This window comes from Chloroflexota bacterium (assembly GCA_035652535.1).
In the GTDB taxonomy this organism is placed as follows: Bacteria; Chloroflexota; UBA6077; order UBA6077; family SHYK01; genus DASRDP01.
The window spans coordinates 37,980-54,236 of the sequence record DASRDP010000093.1 but is presented as its reverse complement, the minus strand read 5'-3'; the positions used below and the strand labels follow the sequence as shown (position 1 = coordinate 54,236).

The following is a 16,257-nucleotide window of genomic DNA, read 5'->3' as shown; positions in this document are numbered from 1 at the left end:
AATCACCGGACCGCTCCTGCATTGATTCACGGTGCTCGAAACGCGCCGATCAACGCGCTGGTGCGCTCGCGGCCAAAGCAGTCGACGTCATCGAAGCCCACCTCACGGAGCCAGCGGAGCTGATTGGCCAGCGTGGCTGGCTCGGCCGCGGCGATGCGGCGGAGCGTCTCGGGATCGGGCTGCGCGGTCGCGTGGGCAGGTCGACCGTGCCCGCCCTGCTCGCCGATCTCCTCCAGCGTTGCCCACTGCCCCGTCTCGTCGTAGAGATGCTGCCGCCGCTCCATCTGCTGCGCGTGGCGACTCGCATTGGCTGCGAGGCTCCCCGTGGCCACCTGGTCCAGGTTGATGAAGCAGCCGCCCGGCGCCACCAGCGAAAAGATTTCGCCGTAGATCGCGCGGATGCGATCCGGGAAGCGAACGTTGTGGATGGCGAGCGACGAGACCACGGCGTTGAACTGCCCGACGATCTCGTCCTTCCATTCGGCGGAGAGCAGGTCGCCGCGGACGTAGCGGACGGCATCGCCGAAGCGAGCCAGGCGCGATGCCGCTTCCCTCAGCATCGGCTCGGAGAAGTCATGAAGGACCACCTCAGCGTTGGGAAACACCTCGAGGACTTCCGTGGTCACCGGCCCCCACCCGCCGCCGACGTCCAGAACGCGAATCCGCTCTCCAGGATCGAAGGGGACCAGGTACGGGATGCGCCGGAGCGATCGCTTGCGCTCGTCGCTGGTGTAGCCGCCGATCCACTCCTGGACGTACGTCGGGGAGTGCCAGTCGTGCATCCCCCGAGGATCCGACTGTGTCACGCTGCCGCCTCCTCTCTCTTGCGCATCGATGGATCGGTTATATCGCCGCGACGTCCGCGCGTCAGTACGATTCCGCGTTGGCACCATAGTGTGAAGGTGTGATGGCCGTGGACGATTGGTACCGGCTCGATCCCGCGGTTGCCGTCCGCTCGCTGGGGTCCGACCCGGCGCGCGGCCTCACCGACGCCGAGGCGCGCCGGCGCCTTGCCACCCATGGCCCGAACGAGCTGGTCGAGCGGGAGCGGCGCACCGCAGCGCTGATACTCGGGAGCCAGGTCAAATCGCTCACGGTCGTCGTCTTGTTGGGTGCGATCGCGATCTCCCTGTTGACAGGTGACGTCGGCGATGCGCTGGTAATCCTCGCCATCGTGGTCCTGAACACCTTCTTGGGTTTCGGGCAGGAGTACCGCGCCGAGCGCGCGATGGCCGAGCTGCGGCGCGTCTCGGCTCCGACGGTTCGAGTGCGACGAGAGGGACGGGTTCGCGAGATCGCCGCGCGCGACCTCGTCCCGGGCGACGTCGTGCTCCTGGACGCGGGCACCGCCGTGCCCGCGGACTGTCGGCTGCTCGAGGTGGCGGGCCTGCGCGTTCAGGAGTCGAGCCTGACCGGCGAGTCGGCGCCAGTGGACAAGCACACCGCCGCGATCGACCAGGCCGATCTTCCGCTGGCGGACCGCGCCAACATGGCCTTCATGGGGACGAGCGTGGTCGCCGGGCGGGGAACAGGCGTCGTGACAGCGGTGGGAACAGCAACAGCGATCGGCCGTGTCGCGTCCATGCTGGCGTCTGTCGAGCGGGAGCCAACACCGCTCCAACGGCGCATGGACCAGCTCGGCCGCGTGCTCGTGGGGATCGTGCTCGTGCTGATCGGCATGATGTTTGGAATCGGGCTCTTGCGCCATGAGGAGCCCCGCCTTCTGTTCCTGACCGCCATAAGCCTCGGCGTCGCTGCCGTTCCCGAGGGCCTGCCCGCGGTCGTGACCATCGCCCTCGCTTTGGGCGCCCAGCGCATGCTCAAACGGCGAGCCCTCGTGCGTACGCTGTCCGCGGTGGAGAGCCTCGGCTCGGTCACCGTCATCTGTACCGACAAGACCGGCACACTCACGCAAAACCGGATGGAGGTGGCCGAGATCGAGGTCTCGGGCGAGGTCACCGACTTCCGCGCGCTCGTCGCGAGGTGGGCGGAGGCGGCCGGGCCGCCGCCAGCGCTGCAGGACCAGCCTTCGAGCACGCCCATCGCTCTCCTTCTCGCGGCAGGTGCGCTGTGCAACGACGCGGTCGTCGAGCCCGTTGGTTCGGGGTCGGGAGACGTGCAGCAGCTCGGCGACCCCACGGAGGTCGCCCTGAGTGTCGCGGCGGCGGCGCTCGGTCTGGAAAAGCCAGCACTCGACCGGGCCTTCCCGCGGATCGCCGAGGCCCCGTTCGACGCGGTACGCAAGCGAATGACGACGGTGCACGCGGTCCCCACCGTCGGGCACACGGTTCCCGCTGCGCTCCTGCCAGCGTGGCGGGCGTGGCGCAGCGGGGCGGACACGGCCTACGTCGCCTTCGCCAAGGGCGCGGTCGAGCAAGTCCTCCCCATCGCCACGCACGTATTGGTGGGGTCTCGCGCGCAGCCGCTGGAACCGGACTTGCGCGCTCGGTTCGAGTTATCCAGCAGCCGCATGGCACAGCGGGGCATGCGCGTGCTCGGGGTGGCGGCGCGGCCTATCGACGGCGCGACAGACTTCCGGGAGCCGGCATCGCTCGAGCGAGATCTGGTATTCCTGGGTCTCGTCGGCATCATCGATCCACCCCGCCCTGAGGCGCGGGCGGCGGTCGAGACCTGCCGGGAGGCCGGGGTCCTCCCCATCCTGATCACCGGAGATCACCCCCTCACGGCGTTGGCGATCGCTCGCGCGGTGGGCATCGCGCGCGATGGACAGATGTTGAGCGCCTCGGATCTCGACCGGCTGTCGCCCGACGAGCTGCGCGCCGCGGTGGAACGGGTACCGGTGTTTGCGCGGGTAGCGCCCGAGCACAAGCTGCGGATCGTGCGCGCGCTCCAGACGCGGGGCCATGTCGTGGCGATGACGGGCGACGGCGTCAACGATGCGCCGGCGCTCAGGGCGGCGGATGTCGGCGTGGCGATGGGCGCTGCCGGCACCGACGTCGCGAAGGAAGCCGCCGACATCGTCCTGTTGGATGACAACTTTTCTACCATCGTGGCCGCGGTCGAGGAGGGCCGGGTCATCTATGACAATATTCGAAAGTTCGTCCGCTTCTTGATGACCGCGAACTCGGCCGAGCTGTGGGTCATGCTGATCGGCCCGCTCATGGGAATGCCGTTGCCCCTGTTGCCGCTGCAGATTCTCTGGGTGAACCTTGTGACCGACGGGCTACCGGCGCTCGCGCTCGACCTCGAGCCGCCGGAGCGCGGAACGATGCGTCGTCCACCCTACCGTCCCGGGGAGAGCATCCTGGCGCGAGGACTGGGCGGCCACATCGCATGGGTCGGGCTCCTCATGGCCCTGATCGTCCTCGGGGTCGGCTATGGCTACTGGCGCTCGGGTCAGCCGCAATGGCAGAGCATGCTTTTCACGACGCTCGTGGTGGCCCAGATGGCGCACGTCATCGCAGTGCGGTCCGAGCGTGAATCCGTGTTCCGCATCGGTCTGCACACGAACCTCGCCCTGCTGGGCGCGGTCGTGTTGACCCTTGGATTGCAGCTCGGGGCCGTTTCCACGCCCGCCATGCGGCACGTGCTCAACGTGGCGCCGCTCACTCTGCGGGACTGCGCCCTGGCGGCTGGGCTCGGCATGCTGGTGTTTTGGGCCGTTGAGTTGGAGAAGCTCGTCGCCAGGCGGCGCCCAACAGCTCGCTGAGGGCAGGGAGGCATGGTCAGCGTTCTGAGCCTGCGCGCAAGGGAAGACGCCGAGCATGACGGGCAAGCAGCGGGCCGCGCTCGTTCTGAGCCCGCGCGCAAAGGAAGGCGACCGACACCGGTCCGCGGCACGTGAAGTTGGCGGCGCGGCTGCTTCCGCTCAGTACGCCTTTGCTCTGGCCTTCGCGTTCTGTGCGGCGGCGTCAGCCAGCCCGGGCGCAAGCCTGGCGGGAGTGCTGTGCAGGATGTCTTTCTTCTGCTCGTCGGTCAGGAAGCTCAGGGCAGGATCGCTCTCGAACATCGGGACGAGGTCGTCCGCGGTGCGGTTGGTGCCGGGCCTGATCTCGACACCGGAGCCCGGGGCCTCGGTCCCAAAGGTGAACTGCGTGAAGCCGCGCTGCTTGATGGCCAGCGCGAGGAAGTCCGTATCGTAGGCGGCGGTATCAAAGAACAGTCCGCCCGCCACGCGATCCCGATGCTCCTTCGCTCGGAACGCCGCGTTCTCGCCGAGGCGGTCGATGAAGCCGCCGCAGTGGCAAATGATGATGCGGAGGCCGGGAAATCGCTCGAACACCTCGGGATGCTGTCGCAGCGTCGCCATCGCGATGGACTGCGGAACCATGAAGCCGAATTCGAAGTAGCGGTTCATCTCCCAGGCGTGAAACTTCGGATCGACGACGTCCGTTCCGTGCACGATGATCGGCACACCCAGGTCCTGGCACCGCTGGTACAGCGGGAACCAGTAGGGTGAGTGCATGGGCGGCGTGTTGCCCTTCCCGTTCGGGTCGGGCGACACGTAGGCAGCCACGAAGCCGAGCTCGGTAACGCAGCGGTCCAGCTCCTCCAGGCAGTGCTCCGTGTCCTTCTGGTTGGCGCGCTGTGGGAGCTGACACGATCCCAGGAACACGTCCGGCTTGGCCTGGACGATTTTGAACGCCAGGTCGTTCTGGTAGGCAATCCAGCTTTTGAACTGGATGTCGTCTTCCATCCAGCCGTGGAACTGGAGCGGATGCGGGCTGATGATCTGGGCGTCGATCTTTCGGACCTCGAGATACTTGGCGAGCGCAGCCGCCACCGCCTGGAAATCCTCATCTCGGTTGCCGGGACGGTCGGAGTGCTTACCCGGGGCGATGGGGCTCGGCAATGGCTTGGCCGCGCCGAGGCCCTGGATGTACCAGAGGTCGTGCCAGAACTGATAGCTCAGGCGAGGAGCCTGGCTGCGATCGATCATGGGAATGTCGTGGATGTGGCTGTGGACGTCCAGGACTTTGACCCCGTTGAACACGGACGCCTCCTCATGAGCTGTACGCGCAGGGGCCATTGTACGTGACGCGGGCGGCGAGGGTCGCCACGTGCCCTCCCCTTATACTCAGCGTGATTGCCGCCACGAGCCCAGACTGCAGGAATGGGCCGGTCGCCAGGGGGCTGCATGATGAAGCACGGGCTGCAGGTGTTTGACACGGATACTCACATCGCGCCATCCGCCGAGGCGCTTCGCCCCTACCTGCCGAGCAGCGTTCTGGAGCGCATTCCGGACCTGGACGAGCACCGCGTGCCCATCCGCATCACCCGTGCTGGGAAGACCATGCAGCCCCCGTACCGACACTGGTACCGCTTCCGCGGCGCGGGCATGGACGAAGGCGGCGGTTGGGGGACCGACCCCCCGCGGTACTTGGGAGAGTCGGAACCGCGGCCTGGCGTCACGCGCGCGTACGGGAAAAACATGGCCGAGATCTACCCGACAGATGGAAGCGACGACGACGATCCGCAGGCGCGCCTCCGCGACATGGATGCCGAGGGCGTGGACGCGCATTTCATGGTGGGCGGGGCTCCCACCCACCCCGAGCCCGACATCGCCATGGAGTTTCTCCGCGCCGGACACCGGTTTCTGAACGATTTTTGCGCCGCCGACGAGCACCGCCTGAAAGCCGGGCTCACGGTCACCCCAGCGGCCGTGGAGCAGTCCGTCGAGGAGATCAGGCGATGGGGGCGCAGCCGCTGGTGCGTCGCCGTGGAGCCCCACCTGCCCCTCAACTACCCGCTCGACCACCCGGATCTCAATCCGATCTGGGCAGCCGCGCAGGACGAGAACCTGGCCGTAATCCACCACAGTTTTTCGGCCGGGTATCCTGGCCACCGCGACCTGTGGTCCAATCCCTTCCTGGGGCGGTTGGCGTCGCACCCGTGGGGGGCCATGCGCGCGGTCGCCGCGTTCTTCGGGGCGGGCATCATGGACCGCTTCCCGAATCTCCGATTCGGCATCCTGGAATCGGGCATCGGCTGGCTCCCATTCTGGGCCCAGCGGATGGACGACCAGGCTGTCTATATGGGGTACGTCGCTGAAGGCCTCGAGCACACGATGAGCGAGTACATGACCGGCGGGCGATTTTTCGCCGCGACCGTGCTGCACGAGGGCGAGCGGATGGTGCGGATGGTCACCGAGCTGCTGGGCGACCACATCCTGACCTTCGGATCAGACTACTCGCACCCGGAATCGCGCTTTCCCAACTCGGCCGAGATCCCATTCGAATGGAGGGGCCTCACTCCAGATCAGCTACGGAAGCTCCTCTGGGACAACGCGGTGCGGTTCTTCGGCGAGCCGTAGACCCGGACGTCCGGGCGTTGGGGCCCGAGGGACCGGACCGGGGTTTGACGGCGCTCGCTGCACAGGGATATACAGGCATCGTATGAGAGGAGATCGACGTGGCGAAGATGCGTGAGGTCAGCTGGTCCGACGGTTGCCTCCGAGTCCGCCGACGCGACGTCTCGCTCCGACGCGAACGGCCCGCCGGGAGGTCTGCGCTGTGAGACTCGATCTGACATCCATCGTGTTGCTGATCGCCCTGGGTCTGGCAGCGTGTGGACCGGGGCCGGCGCCCACGACCGGCGGCGCGCCGCGCGGGGATTCGGGGACCGCCGGCGATCCGTCGAGCCGCACCCTCGGCATCATCATGCGGGTCGAGCCGCCGACCATGATGGACTCCGCCGTTGACCGGAGCGCCGTGCACAAGCCGCTCTTCAGCGCCGGGCTCGGCTACTGGAACCTCCAGAATGAGCCGTACCCGGTCCTCGCCGAGAAGCTTCCCACCTTGAACACCGACACGTGGAAGGTGACGCCCGATGGGAAGATGGAGACGACGTACCGCCTGCGGCGTGACCTCACCTGGCACGACGGAACGCCCCTCACGGCCGAGGATTTCGCCTTCGGCTGGCGCGTCGAGGTGGCGCGGGTCGACTGGGGGCTCGACCAGACGAGCGCGGAGCTCCGCCAGACGGACGAGGTAGTCGCGCCGGATACTCAAACGGTCGTCATTCGGTGGAAGCGTCCATATATGCTCGCCGCGGCCCCTGACCTCTTGCCATTCCCGCGCGCGATGCTGCAGGCGTCGCTCGATCAGGGAGACGGCGACGCCTTCGGCAACCTTGCCTACTGGACCACCGACTACGTCGGCGCGGGGCCGTTCCGTGTGGAGCACTGGGAGCGCGGCGCGTTTATCGAGGGAGTCGCGTTTGACAAGTTCGCCCTCGGCAAGCCGAAGATCGGCCGGGTGCGCCTCACGTGGAACAACGATCCCAACGTGACCGTCACACGCCTCATGGCGGGCGACGCGGACGTTGCCCTCGATGGCTCGCTGCGCTTCGATCAAGCCCGAACGCTGAAGGAGCAGTGGGTCCCACAGACGAACGGGACCCTGCTGCTGAACCCGACCAGTCTTCGCTACATCCAGGTCCAGGCGCGGCCCGACTACGTGAACCCGAAGGCGCTGCTCGACGTGCGCGTCCGGCGCGCGGTCCTGCAATCCATCGACCGATCCGCGTTGGCTGAGACGATGCTGGACGATAGCTCCATGGTTGCCGATACGATCCCCCCGCCGAGCGAGCCCTATTTCCCCGACGTGAGTAAGGCCATCACCAAGTACCCGTACGACCTGCGCGCGGCCGAGCAGAACATGGCCCAGGCCGGCTTCACGAAAGGACCAGACGGCGTGTACGTGAGCCCAACCGATGGCCGGATGCACCTCGAGGTTCGTGGCGTGTCTGGGGGTCAGGAAGAGCAGGACACGACCATCGTCGCCGGGAACCTTCACGACGGTGGTTTCGATCCCGCGATCATGCTGCTGCCCTCGTCCACGCGGGCCGTCGACGACAAGACCAAGGGGACCTTTCCGGCGCTGACGCTGAACAACAACACGCTCCAGATCGGGCTCGGCCTCAACAAGTGGCTCACGACCAACATCGGCGGACCGGACGACAACTGGGTCGGCGGGAACCGAATGGGCTGGTCGGACCCGGAGTTTGACCGGATCTACGACCAGTGGACCACGACCCTGGACCGCGCGGAGTCGAACCGGCTCATGGTGCAGATGATGAAGCGGCTAAGCGACGAGCTACCCTCGCTCCCGCTCTACTACAATTTCCAGATCGTCGCGTACTCGGGCGCGATCACCGGACCGGAGCCGATCACGCCGGACAGCACCCGGTTCGGGAACATCCACGAGTGGGCGTGGAAATGACCGAGATCACCTACGCCGATTTCGAGCGGGTCGGCCCGGGAACCCTCGCCGGCCGCTATCTGCGCCGGTTTTGGCAGCCGGTTTCCCGCGTCAAGGACCTGAAGCCCGGTTATGCGCAGCCCATCGAGCTGATGGGCGAGCGCTTCACCCTGTATCGCGGGGAGGGCGGCGACCCCCACCTGGTCGCGTTCCGCTGTGCGCATCGGGGCACCCAGCTTTCTGTGGGCTGGGTCGAGGGCGACTGCATCCGCTGCCGTTACCACGGCTGGATGTACGACGGGTCCGGCCAGTGCGTAGAGATGCCCGGAGAGGACGAGGCGTACGCGGCCCGGGTCACGATTCGCACGTACCCCGTTTGCGAGTATTTGGGGCTCGTCTTCGCCTACCTGGGCGAGGGCGATCCGCCACCCCTGCGCCGCTTCCCCGACTTCGAGCGCCCGGGGCTCGTCGAGACGGGCGTGCCGGAGATCTGGCCGTGCAGCTACTTCAGCCGCATCGACAACGATCCGGGCCACGTCCCGTACACGCACCGGGAGTCGCAGCTCCGGGCCGGCCGCTCGGCGCAGATCGGCGACCGCTCCACGACGGTGACGGAAACGGAGTACGGCGTGCGGAGCGCCGTGCTCGCCCCCGGGCGGCCGCCTTTCTACATCCACTTCCATATGCCCAATATCAACCAGACGCGGTCCGTCGTGCGCGTGGAGGGGACTATGGAAGACGCGCAGCGGCTGTTCGTCGACCGGCTCTTCTGGCGCGTCCCCATCAACGACGATCGCTGCATCAGCTTTGTTGTGGACTTCCTGCATCTGACGGGCGAGGAGGCACAGGCGTACGCGCAGCGTCGCCAGAGGTCGGAGGAGGCCGAGGGCCCATCGCCGAACGAAATCGGGGAGGCGATCCTTCGCGGGAACCTGCGCGTGGAGGATGTGGCGCCCGAGACGAGCATGTACAAGCTGTTCTGGATCGAGGACTACGTCACGCAGGTCGGCCAGGGCCCGTCGCGCGAGCGTCCGCCTGAGCGGCTCGCCAGCATCGACCAGACGGTGATCCTCAAGCGGGCCATCTGGGAGCGGGAGCTGAAGGCGTTGGCCGACGGACGACCGCTGAAGGAGTGGACCGAGCCGGCGGGCCTTGCGGACATGAGCAGCGTCGGCGGGTGAAGTCCCGCCCCTGTTCCGTTCGGCCTGATCGTGGGCATCCGAATTCGAATCATGAAGGAGTGACGGGAGTGCCGACTCGAGTCGGGTTCATCGGCCTCGGCCAGATGGGCAAACCCATCGCGACCAACATTCAGAACGCGGGGTTTGACCTCGCCGTCTACGACGTTCGCCAGGAGCCGATGGACGAGCTTGTCCGCCTCGGCGCCGTGGCGGCCGCGTCCCCGCGCGAGTTGGGTGCGCGCAGCGAGATCATCGCTCTCGCTGTGCCGGACGATCGGGCTGTGGAGGAGGCGCTGGTCGGCAAACACGGCGCCCTCGACGCCGCAGTGTCGGGAACCGTCGTCGCCATCCACAGCACCATCCACCCGGACACGGCGCGCCGCCTCGCCGCGCGCGGGCGTCAGCGCGGCGTCGAGGTCATCGATGCGCAGATGAGCGGCGGCCAGACCGGGGCCCGGGCGCGCACCCTCTGCTTCATGGTGGGCGGACCGAGGGACGCGTTCGAGCGCTGTCGCCCCGTGCTGGAGGCCTCCGGAGAGAACATCTTTCACATGGGCGACCTCGGCATGGGGGCGGCGGCCAAGGCGGCGCAGCAGGCCATCACCGTCGTGAACATCCTCGCCGCCGTCGAAGGGTTCCGGATCGCCGAGACGGCCGGCGTGGACCTCGAGTCGTTCCAGAAGCTGCTGGCGGTGAGCGCGGGCCAGAGCTACATGACGGACCGCTGGCTGCAGCACTATCGTCCCATGGCGACGACGGACCCGCGCCCCTTTTACCGGGGGCTCCGCGCTGTGTTGGGGCTCGCCTTCGACCTCGACGTCCCCGCGCCCGCGACGGCGCTGGCGCAGCAGGTCATCCCGTGGGCCCTGATGGAGCAGTGATCGCCCTCCAGGGTAAGATGTCGTCCGCTCTCGGCATCGGGCGGAGGGCTGCGCGGCGCGCTTCGACGAGGTCAGCGCGAAGTGTCACCGCACCCTTCGACAGGGCCAGGGTGATCGGAATTGAAAACGGGGCGGATTGGGCGGAACTGACATGCATCGAGCGGCAGCGATCGTCGGACTGATTGTGCTCGTCGGCGCGTGCGCGCAGCCGACCGCGCGCCAGGGCGGAGCGGCTTCGTCTCCGGCGTCCACCGGGGCGACGCGGAGTGAGCCGCGCACCATGATCCTCGCGTTCCGCTACGAGAAAAACGACCTATGCACGAAGACGCTTACCCAGGCCGGGCAGGAGTACCGCCCGCTCTTCAACGCGGGGCTGGCGCTCGTCGATGGCTCCGGCGCGCTGAAGCCGCAGCTCGCGGTGGAGGTCCCCCAGCTCAACACGGAGAGCTGGCGCGTTTTCCCGGACGGGATGGAAACGACCTGGAGGCTAAAACCGGGCCTCACGTGGCACGATGGCGAGCCGCTGACGGCCGACGACTTCGTTTTCGCCTGGCGCGCCTACACCGCACCAGGGCTCGGGATCTTCTCGCCCGCGCCCCAGGACCACATCGACCAGGTGACCGCGCCCGACCCGCAGACGGTCGTCCTTCACTGGAGCGCGCTGTATCCCGACGCCGACAAGCTCACCGAGGACGAATTCCCGCCGCTGCCGCGCCACATCCTCTCCAACGCCTTCGAAGCGTTCCAACAGGACGCGGGCGCGCGGGACGCTTTCGTGAACCACCGCTTTTGGAACGACGGTTACGTCGGCGCTGGCCCGTATCGGCTGGAGCGCCTGGAGCCGGGCTCCGAGCTGGAAGGCTCCGCGTTCGCGGGATACGCGCTGGGCCGACCCAAGGTCGATCGGGTGGTCGCGCGCATCATGGACAGCGAAAACACGGTGCTCTCGGCCGTCCTGTCCGAGTCGATCCAGGTCGCGACCGGGATCACGCTGCGCTTCGAGCATGCGCTGGTGCTCCAGCGTGAGTGGGGCGCGACGAAGCGCGGCGTCGTGTCGATGGCGCCATCGCGGCTCGTGAACAATCTGGTGCAGTTTCGGCCGGAGTTCCAGCGCACGCCAGCGCTGTTCGACGTGCGGGTGCGGCGCGCGCTGGTGCACTCCCTCGACCTCCAGGGACTGAACGACGCCCTTTTCGAGGGCCAGAGCATCAATCCGCAGCACTTCGCCCTGCCGGGCACGCCGAACTACGATCTCATCGACCGGACCGTGACCAAGTATCCGTTTGATCCGCGTCTGACCGAGCAGGACATGAGCGAGGCCGGGTTCGCGAAGGATCGCGATGGGTACTTCGCCAATCCAGCGGGCGAGCGCTTTCGCCCCGACTTCCAGGTCCTCACGGGGACGCAGTTTGAGCGGGGTGGCGCCATCATGGCCGACACGTGGCAGCGCGCCGGCATCGACGTGCAACTCTCGATCCTGCCGGCCGTGCAGGTGCGGCAGAACGAAGTGCGCGACGCGTTTCCCGGCATCTCGACGCCCGGGGCGGCGGGCGGAAGCGAGCGAGGAACGCTGGAATACTTGACGAGCCGCCAGATCGGGAAGCCGGAGAATGGGTGGACCGGCGCGAACCGCGGCGCATGGTCGAATCCCGACTACGACCGGTTGTGGGACGCGTACAACGTGACCCTCGACCGCGCCGAGCGCGATCGCATCGCCGCGCAGATGCTGAAGATGGTGAGCGATGAGCTGCCCGCGTGGCCCATCTACTGGGACTTCAACGTGATGGCCAACCTGGCGACGGTGACGGGCCCGGCGCTTGGCATCGCCAACACGTCGACGAACTTCTGGAACATCCACGAGTGGGAGATGCGGTAGACGCCGGTCACGAGGGGGAGGAGCGGTGGATGGGCCGCCGGCCTCGCGCGGGCCGCGCCCGGACCGCGATCGGGTGCGGCACCTCTACAATCGTCGGTCCGTCTGGGACGTCGAGTCGATGCTCTCCGGAAATGGCTCATCGGATGGAGGGAACCCAGGGCCGCGGCGCGTACCAGAATTGGGAGATCGACACAACCGACCTTCTGGCATCAGAGGCCGGCGTCCCGAACGGGCGAGCCCGCTCGACTCTTCGCCAGCGACGACCTGGCCGTTTGGACCTCCCATCGCCGCTCCCTCGAAGCTACGGCACACGCCTTCCAGCATGCCCGACCTCTCGATTGCTGACAAGACGAGGTGCTCGCGCACGGGCTAGGTGTGGATTGACTGGCACAACCGACGACGGGCGCTGCTTGACAGACGCCTAGTTGCGGTATCCTACCCCCGATGCCACCTACATGGGGTTCGTTAATCGTTGGAGCGCTCATGGGGGTGCTGGCGCTAACGCCGTTTGCCTATTTTGTCCTCGAGCTGCGCCGCGGGCACTTCACGCATGGACTAACCGTTGCCGCGGGCCTGCTCTTTGGTCCAGCCGTGGCCAGCGCACCAATTGGGAAGGCCGTATTCGCAGAAACGTTATGGCCATGGTTCGTGACCGGTGAGGCTACCACGTGGGCGCCTTTGGCTAAACTCACAGCCTACGTCTATGCAATAGACTTAATCAGAGACAGGAAGGGGATGTCCGATGGAGGAGGCGCTCAACAAACTGGCCACGGCCGTCGTTGAGAAGCTGGCCGACATTGGCGAAAAAATCACGCCTCATACCGAACCCAAGCCAGACGCGCGTAACGGAGCCGCGCCCCCGGCGCAAGAGAAGCCTCATGATTGACCAGGTCAAAGGGCGGCAACGCGCTCCTCACCCCGGCCGGATCTGATCAACTGCCTCGGCGTGCTTCGCGAGGATGTCGAGCGCGTCGGCCGCGTCCCGGCGAGACGTCCCATGTCCAGCGGCCGAAGCTGCCGTGCCGGTTGACCGCCCCGACCCACTCGGCCAGTGCATCGCGCTTCGTCTGATTCTGCTGGCTGTCCCTGTCTTTGACCTCTAGCACGAGGGTCGCGCCGCCGGCAAGGCGCACCAGAAAGTCCGGCACGTATCGGTGGTCGACGCTGTTGAAGACGTAGGTCACGTCGAACCCCAGATGGTCGTTCTTCACCCCCGCGGCCACCAGCGGGCCGCGGTCGCGCTGGAACGCCTCCGAGCCTCCGACGTGCTGTCGTAGACGCAGAAGTTCACCTGGGAATGGCTGGTCGCGCCGCACGGCCTGCCCGTGTAGCACGGCGCCATGTCGCCCGTGCTACGGACGGGCCGCTCCGGATCGGACACCGGCACCAGGTCGTTTGTGGAGCCCGACGTGACGGCGCTGACGACGTTCTGAGCGTGCTTGCTCTCGCCCAGCGTCCCGCGCGGATGAAGTCCTCAACGATGCGCGCGACCTGAGCGAGCAGCCCCTCGCTTGCGCTGAGCACACGACTTCGGCTGAGGTGCCCGGCGCAGGCGCTGCCCTCAACGGCAGCGCGGTCGACTCATCCGTCAGCACCTCGCGTCGGGCGCGGCGACGACTCGGTCGCGGCCGGCCGTCTTGGCCGCGTACAGCGCTTCGTCGGCCACGAGGTGCAGGGCTTTGGGATCGGTCCCGTCGCGCGGGAATTCAGCCACGCCCGCGCTACACGTGACGTGGAAGAGCCTTTCATCGGACGAGGCAAACGGAAAGTCGCGGAAATCGCTGAGCACGGCTGTGAGGCGCTTCACGGCCTGCGCCTTGCCGGTCCCAAACATGGCGACCAGGAACTCCTCGCCGCCCCACCGCGCTACCACATCTTCTCCCCGGAATGATGCGTTCAGCAGCAATCCGAGCTGGCGGAGCACCTCGTCGCCGACGGGGTGGCCGTATCGGTCGTTCACGTCTTTGAAGTGATCGATGTCGAGAAATGCGAACGCGAGGGGCATGCCCTGACGACGGGCGAGCGCGATGAGCTTCTGCAGAAGCTCTACCCCATGGTCGCGATTCGACAGCCCCGTGAGGGTGTCCGTAGAAGCCCGCTCCGCGAGCAGGACGTTCGCTTCAGCGAGCTCGCGCGCGCGCTCCTCGAGCTCCCGTTCCATTCGTTTGCGTCCACTGATGTCGCGGGCGATGGTGGAGTAGTAGGCGAGCGTGCCGTCCTCAGCCCTGTGCGCGAGCACCACCTTCGATACCGGGATCTCTGTCCCTTCCCGATCGCGGTAAGCGCTCTCGCCGTACCACACGCCATTGCGTGTAACAGCCGGGAGTATCTCGCGGAGGAATTGCTGCCTGGCCCAATCGGGTCGGTCGTCGTCGAGCCGGCCGGATGAGATATCGTCGCTGGCCGTGATACCCAGAAGCCGACGCCCGGCCGGATTGAGATAGAGCCGGCGCCCGGCCGCGTCGGCTATGGCGACGAGGTCAGGCGTCGCTTCCAGTATGGCGGCGAGGCGCGCATGCTGTTCTTCGGTGCGCCTCAGCTCGGCAAAGGCGACCTGCATCTCTTCGTAGAGCCGCGCCTTCTGGATTGCGAGGCCGAGCTGGCTCCCGATAGCCGCGAGCAGCTCCACCGTGGGTGGAGGGAAACGCCTGGACTCACGGCTCCCCAGGGCGATCACTCCGAGCACCTCGGCTCTTGCCTGAATTGGAACGACGATCGCTGATCGAGCATCCTCAGCCTTGAAGACCCGCAGTCCGTCGAAGGATTGCACGTCCTCCACGACGAGCGGCTCCCGTCTGGCGATCACGTTGAACATCGCTTCTCTGCCTCCGGCCTCGGCGGACCGGCTGTACGACTGGGCGTGACTGGGATCATTCAAGCCCCGTGCTGCGACCGCCTCGAGGCGGTCGCCACGAACCATGTGGAGGATGCCCAAGTCAAAGTGTCCGACGACCATTGCCTTGTCGAGGACGAGATCGACGACAGCGCCGGAGTCGAACGCCTCGAGGACGGCCGAGCCAATTTCGGCGAGCGTGCGAAGCGCCCGGTCGCGGTCATCGATCTCCTGTCTGTGCTGTGGGATTTCGATCGACACGCGGCCGTCCTCGTTGGATAAGCGTCTCGACGGAGATTCGTTGGCGGCCAGTGTATCACGCTGTCATTGACACATCGCGGCGCCGTTGCCTACAGTCGGGTATTCCGAGCAAGAGGGGGCGCCGATCATGAGCAGGTTCCGCATTCAGCCCCACAGCCGACTGCACGAATGGGTTGCTGAAGAGAATGGCTACTTTCGGGACGAGGGTCTCGACTACGAGTTCGTCACCGATTCCATGATGGTCTCCCGCGGCGGCTACGCGAGCGTGCAGACGGTGGACGGCGGGGCGCCCCAGGTGCGTTCGGGCGCCTTCGAGTCCATGGAGCAGGGGAGCGCGTGCGAGATCAACTCCGCCTGCCACTGGGCGGTGAACATGGCTTCGTCCGCCCGGCATGGTCGCATGTGGGGCCACGCGTATTCCGTCGCGCCGGCCGGCATCCTCGTTCCGCCAGAATCCCCGATTCGGAAGCCCGCCGATCTGATCGGCGTACCCATCGGGGTTGGCTACCACTCCGGCAGCCACTTTTCGGCGTTGCAGGCCCTCCACAAGATCCTGCGGCCGGAGGAGATCGAGCTGAGCTTCATCGGCGGGACGCAGGACCGCCTGGCCGCGGCGCTCGACCGCAAAGTGCCGGCGGTCAACGTCTTCAGCGTCGATTTCTCCATTCTGTCGCAGCAGGGCTTTCGGAATATCGTGGATACGACGTTCATGATCGGCCACATGGTGAGTAATGAGGCGCGAATCGAGGACGTGGAAAAGTTCTTCCGAGCCATGAAGCGCGCGCAGAAGGCGATCGACCTCGAGCCTGAGCGGTACAAGCACTACCTTCTCAAGGCCATCCCCGAGCGACTCCACAGCATCGTGGACGTCACCGGCTTTGGCCCGGGCGAGCGTATCGTGTTCGAGGACTACACGCGGGAGATGTACGAGCAGACCCATCGGTGGATGGAGAGCCTTCAGCTCTTCCCCGACGGGCAGCTCGGTCAGGCGCCGTACGAGGTGGCGGTCGCGCTCTGATCGCGCAAGCGGAGCCGCTTCTCATCGGCGCTCCCCCCGGAGCGC

The 16,257-nt window shown here is 66.8% G+C and carries 12 protein-coding genes; 8 read left to right on the top strand and 4 right to left on the bottom strand.

The features are described from left to right. Window positions 1–26: 26 nt before the first annotated feature. Window positions 27–806: a class I SAM-dependent methyltransferase gene (locus VFC51_11215; GenBank protein ID HZT07591.1), complete on the bottom strand. Its 780-nt coding sequence runs from the start codon at window positions 804–806 to the stop codon at window positions 27–29. Between the two features lie 101 nt (window positions 807–907). Here VFC51_11215 and VFC51_11210 point away from each other — a divergent pair, with 101 nt between their 5' ends. Further along, a complete protein-coding gene (locus VFC51_11210) occupies window positions 908–3,670 on the top strand; it encodes a cation-translocating P-type ATPase (protein ID HZT07590.1) in 2,763 nt (920 codons plus the stop codon). A 159-nt stretch (window positions 3,671–3,829) separates the two neighbouring features. Here the strand turns inward: VFC51_11210 and VFC51_11205 are convergent, their stop codons facing one another. Next, window positions 3,830–4,954, bottom strand: coding sequence for an amidohydrolase family protein (locus tag VFC51_11205; GenBank protein ID HZT07589.1), 1,125 nt, complete (start codon window positions 4,952–4,954; stop codon window positions 3,830–3,832). Between the two features lie 144 nt (window positions 4,955–5,098). On the opposite strand from VFC51_11205, the gene VFC51_11200 reads away from it, so the two are divergent. The 6 genes from VFC51_11200 (at window position 5,099) to VFC51_11175 (ending at window position 12,986) form a co-directional block, all read left to right on the top strand. Next, complete coding sequence (locus VFC51_11200; GenBank protein ID HZT07588.1) at window positions 5,099–6,274, top strand: amidohydrolase family protein; 1,176 nt, start codon at window positions 5,099–5,101, stop codon at window positions 6,272–6,274. Window positions 6,275–6,473: 199 nt separating this feature from the next. Further along, the gene (locus tag VFC51_11195; GenBank protein ID HZT07587.1) at window positions 6,474–8,183 is read left to right on the top strand and encodes an ABC transporter substrate-binding protein; all 1,710 of its coding nucleotides are present in this window, start codon (window positions 6,474–6,476) and stop codon (window positions 8,181–8,183) included. Continuing rightward, window positions 8,180–9,343 carry a Rieske 2Fe-2S domain-containing protein gene (locus tag VFC51_11190; GenBank protein HZT07586.1) on the top strand — a complete coding sequence of 388 codons (1,164 nt, stop codon included), beginning with the start codon at window positions 8,180–8,182 and terminating at the stop codon, window positions 9,341–9,343. Before VFC51_11195 ends, VFC51_11190 begins: the two co-directional genes overlap by 4 nt. A 68-nt stretch (window positions 9,344–9,411) precedes the next feature. Further along, window positions 9,412–10,224, top strand: a complete 813-nt coding sequence (locus VFC51_11185; protein HZT07585.1) for an NAD(P)-dependent oxidoreductase — start codon at window positions 9,412–9,414, stop codon at window positions 10,222–10,224. A gap of 151 nt (window positions 10,225–10,375) precedes the next feature. Next, window positions 10,376–12,100 (top strand): ABC transporter substrate-binding protein, encoded by a 1,725-nt coding sequence (locus VFC51_11180; GenBank protein HZT07584.1) that lies wholly within the window; start codon window positions 10,376–10,378, stop codon window positions 12,098–12,100. A 742-nt stretch (window positions 12,101–12,842) separates the two neighbouring features. Next, a complete protein-coding gene (locus VFC51_11175; protein HZT07583.1) occupies window positions 12,843–12,986 on the top strand; it encodes a hypothetical protein in 144 nt (47 codons plus the stop codon). A gap of 46 nt (window positions 12,987–13,032) precedes the next feature. Here the strand turns inward: VFC51_11175 and VFC51_11170 are convergent, their stop codons facing one another. Further along, window positions 13,033–13,311, bottom strand: coding sequence for a hypothetical protein (locus tag VFC51_11170; protein HZT07582.1), 279 nt, complete (start codon window positions 13,309–13,311; stop codon window positions 13,033–13,035). 377 nt (window positions 13,312–13,688) lie between these two features. Next, a complete protein-coding gene (locus VFC51_11165; protein ID HZT07581.1) occupies window positions 13,689–15,194 on the bottom strand; it encodes a diguanylate cyclase in 1,506 nt (501 codons plus the stop codon). Between the two features lie 127 nt (window positions 15,195–15,321). Between VFC51_11165 and VFC51_11160 the strand changes: the two genes are divergently transcribed. Beyond that, on the top strand, window positions 15,322–16,212 hold the full coding sequence (locus VFC51_11160; protein ID HZT07580.1) for a hypothetical protein: 891 nt from the start codon (window positions 15,322–15,324) through the stop codon (window positions 16,210–16,212). Window positions 16,213–16,257 lie beyond the last annotated feature (45 nt).

Excerpts from the sequence above, each read along its gene's own strand:
- VFC51_11210 (HZT07590.1), top strand. The coding sequence starts at position 908 with ATGGCCGTGGACGATTGGTACCGGCTCGATCCCGCGGTTGCCGTCCGC.
- VFC51_11200 (HZT07588.1), top strand. The coding sequence starts at position 5,099 with ATGATGAAGCACGGGCTGCAGGTGTTTGACACGGATACTCACATCGCG.
- VFC51_11190 (HZT07586.1), top strand. The coding sequence starts at position 8,180 with ATGACCGAGATCACCTACGCCGATTTCGAGCGGGTCGGCCCGGGAACC.
- VFC51_11180 (HZT07584.1), top strand. The coding sequence starts at position 10,376 with ATGCATCGAGCGGCAGCGATCGTCGGACTGATTGTGCTCGTCGGCGCG.
- VFC51_11175 (HZT07583.1), top strand. The coding sequence starts at position 12,843 with ATGGAGGAGGCGCTCAACAAACTGGCCACGGCCGTCGTTGAGAAGCTG.
- VFC51_11160 (HZT07580.1), top strand. The coding sequence starts at position 15,322 with ATGAGCAGGTTCCGCATTCAGCCCCACAGCCGACTGCACGAATGGGTT.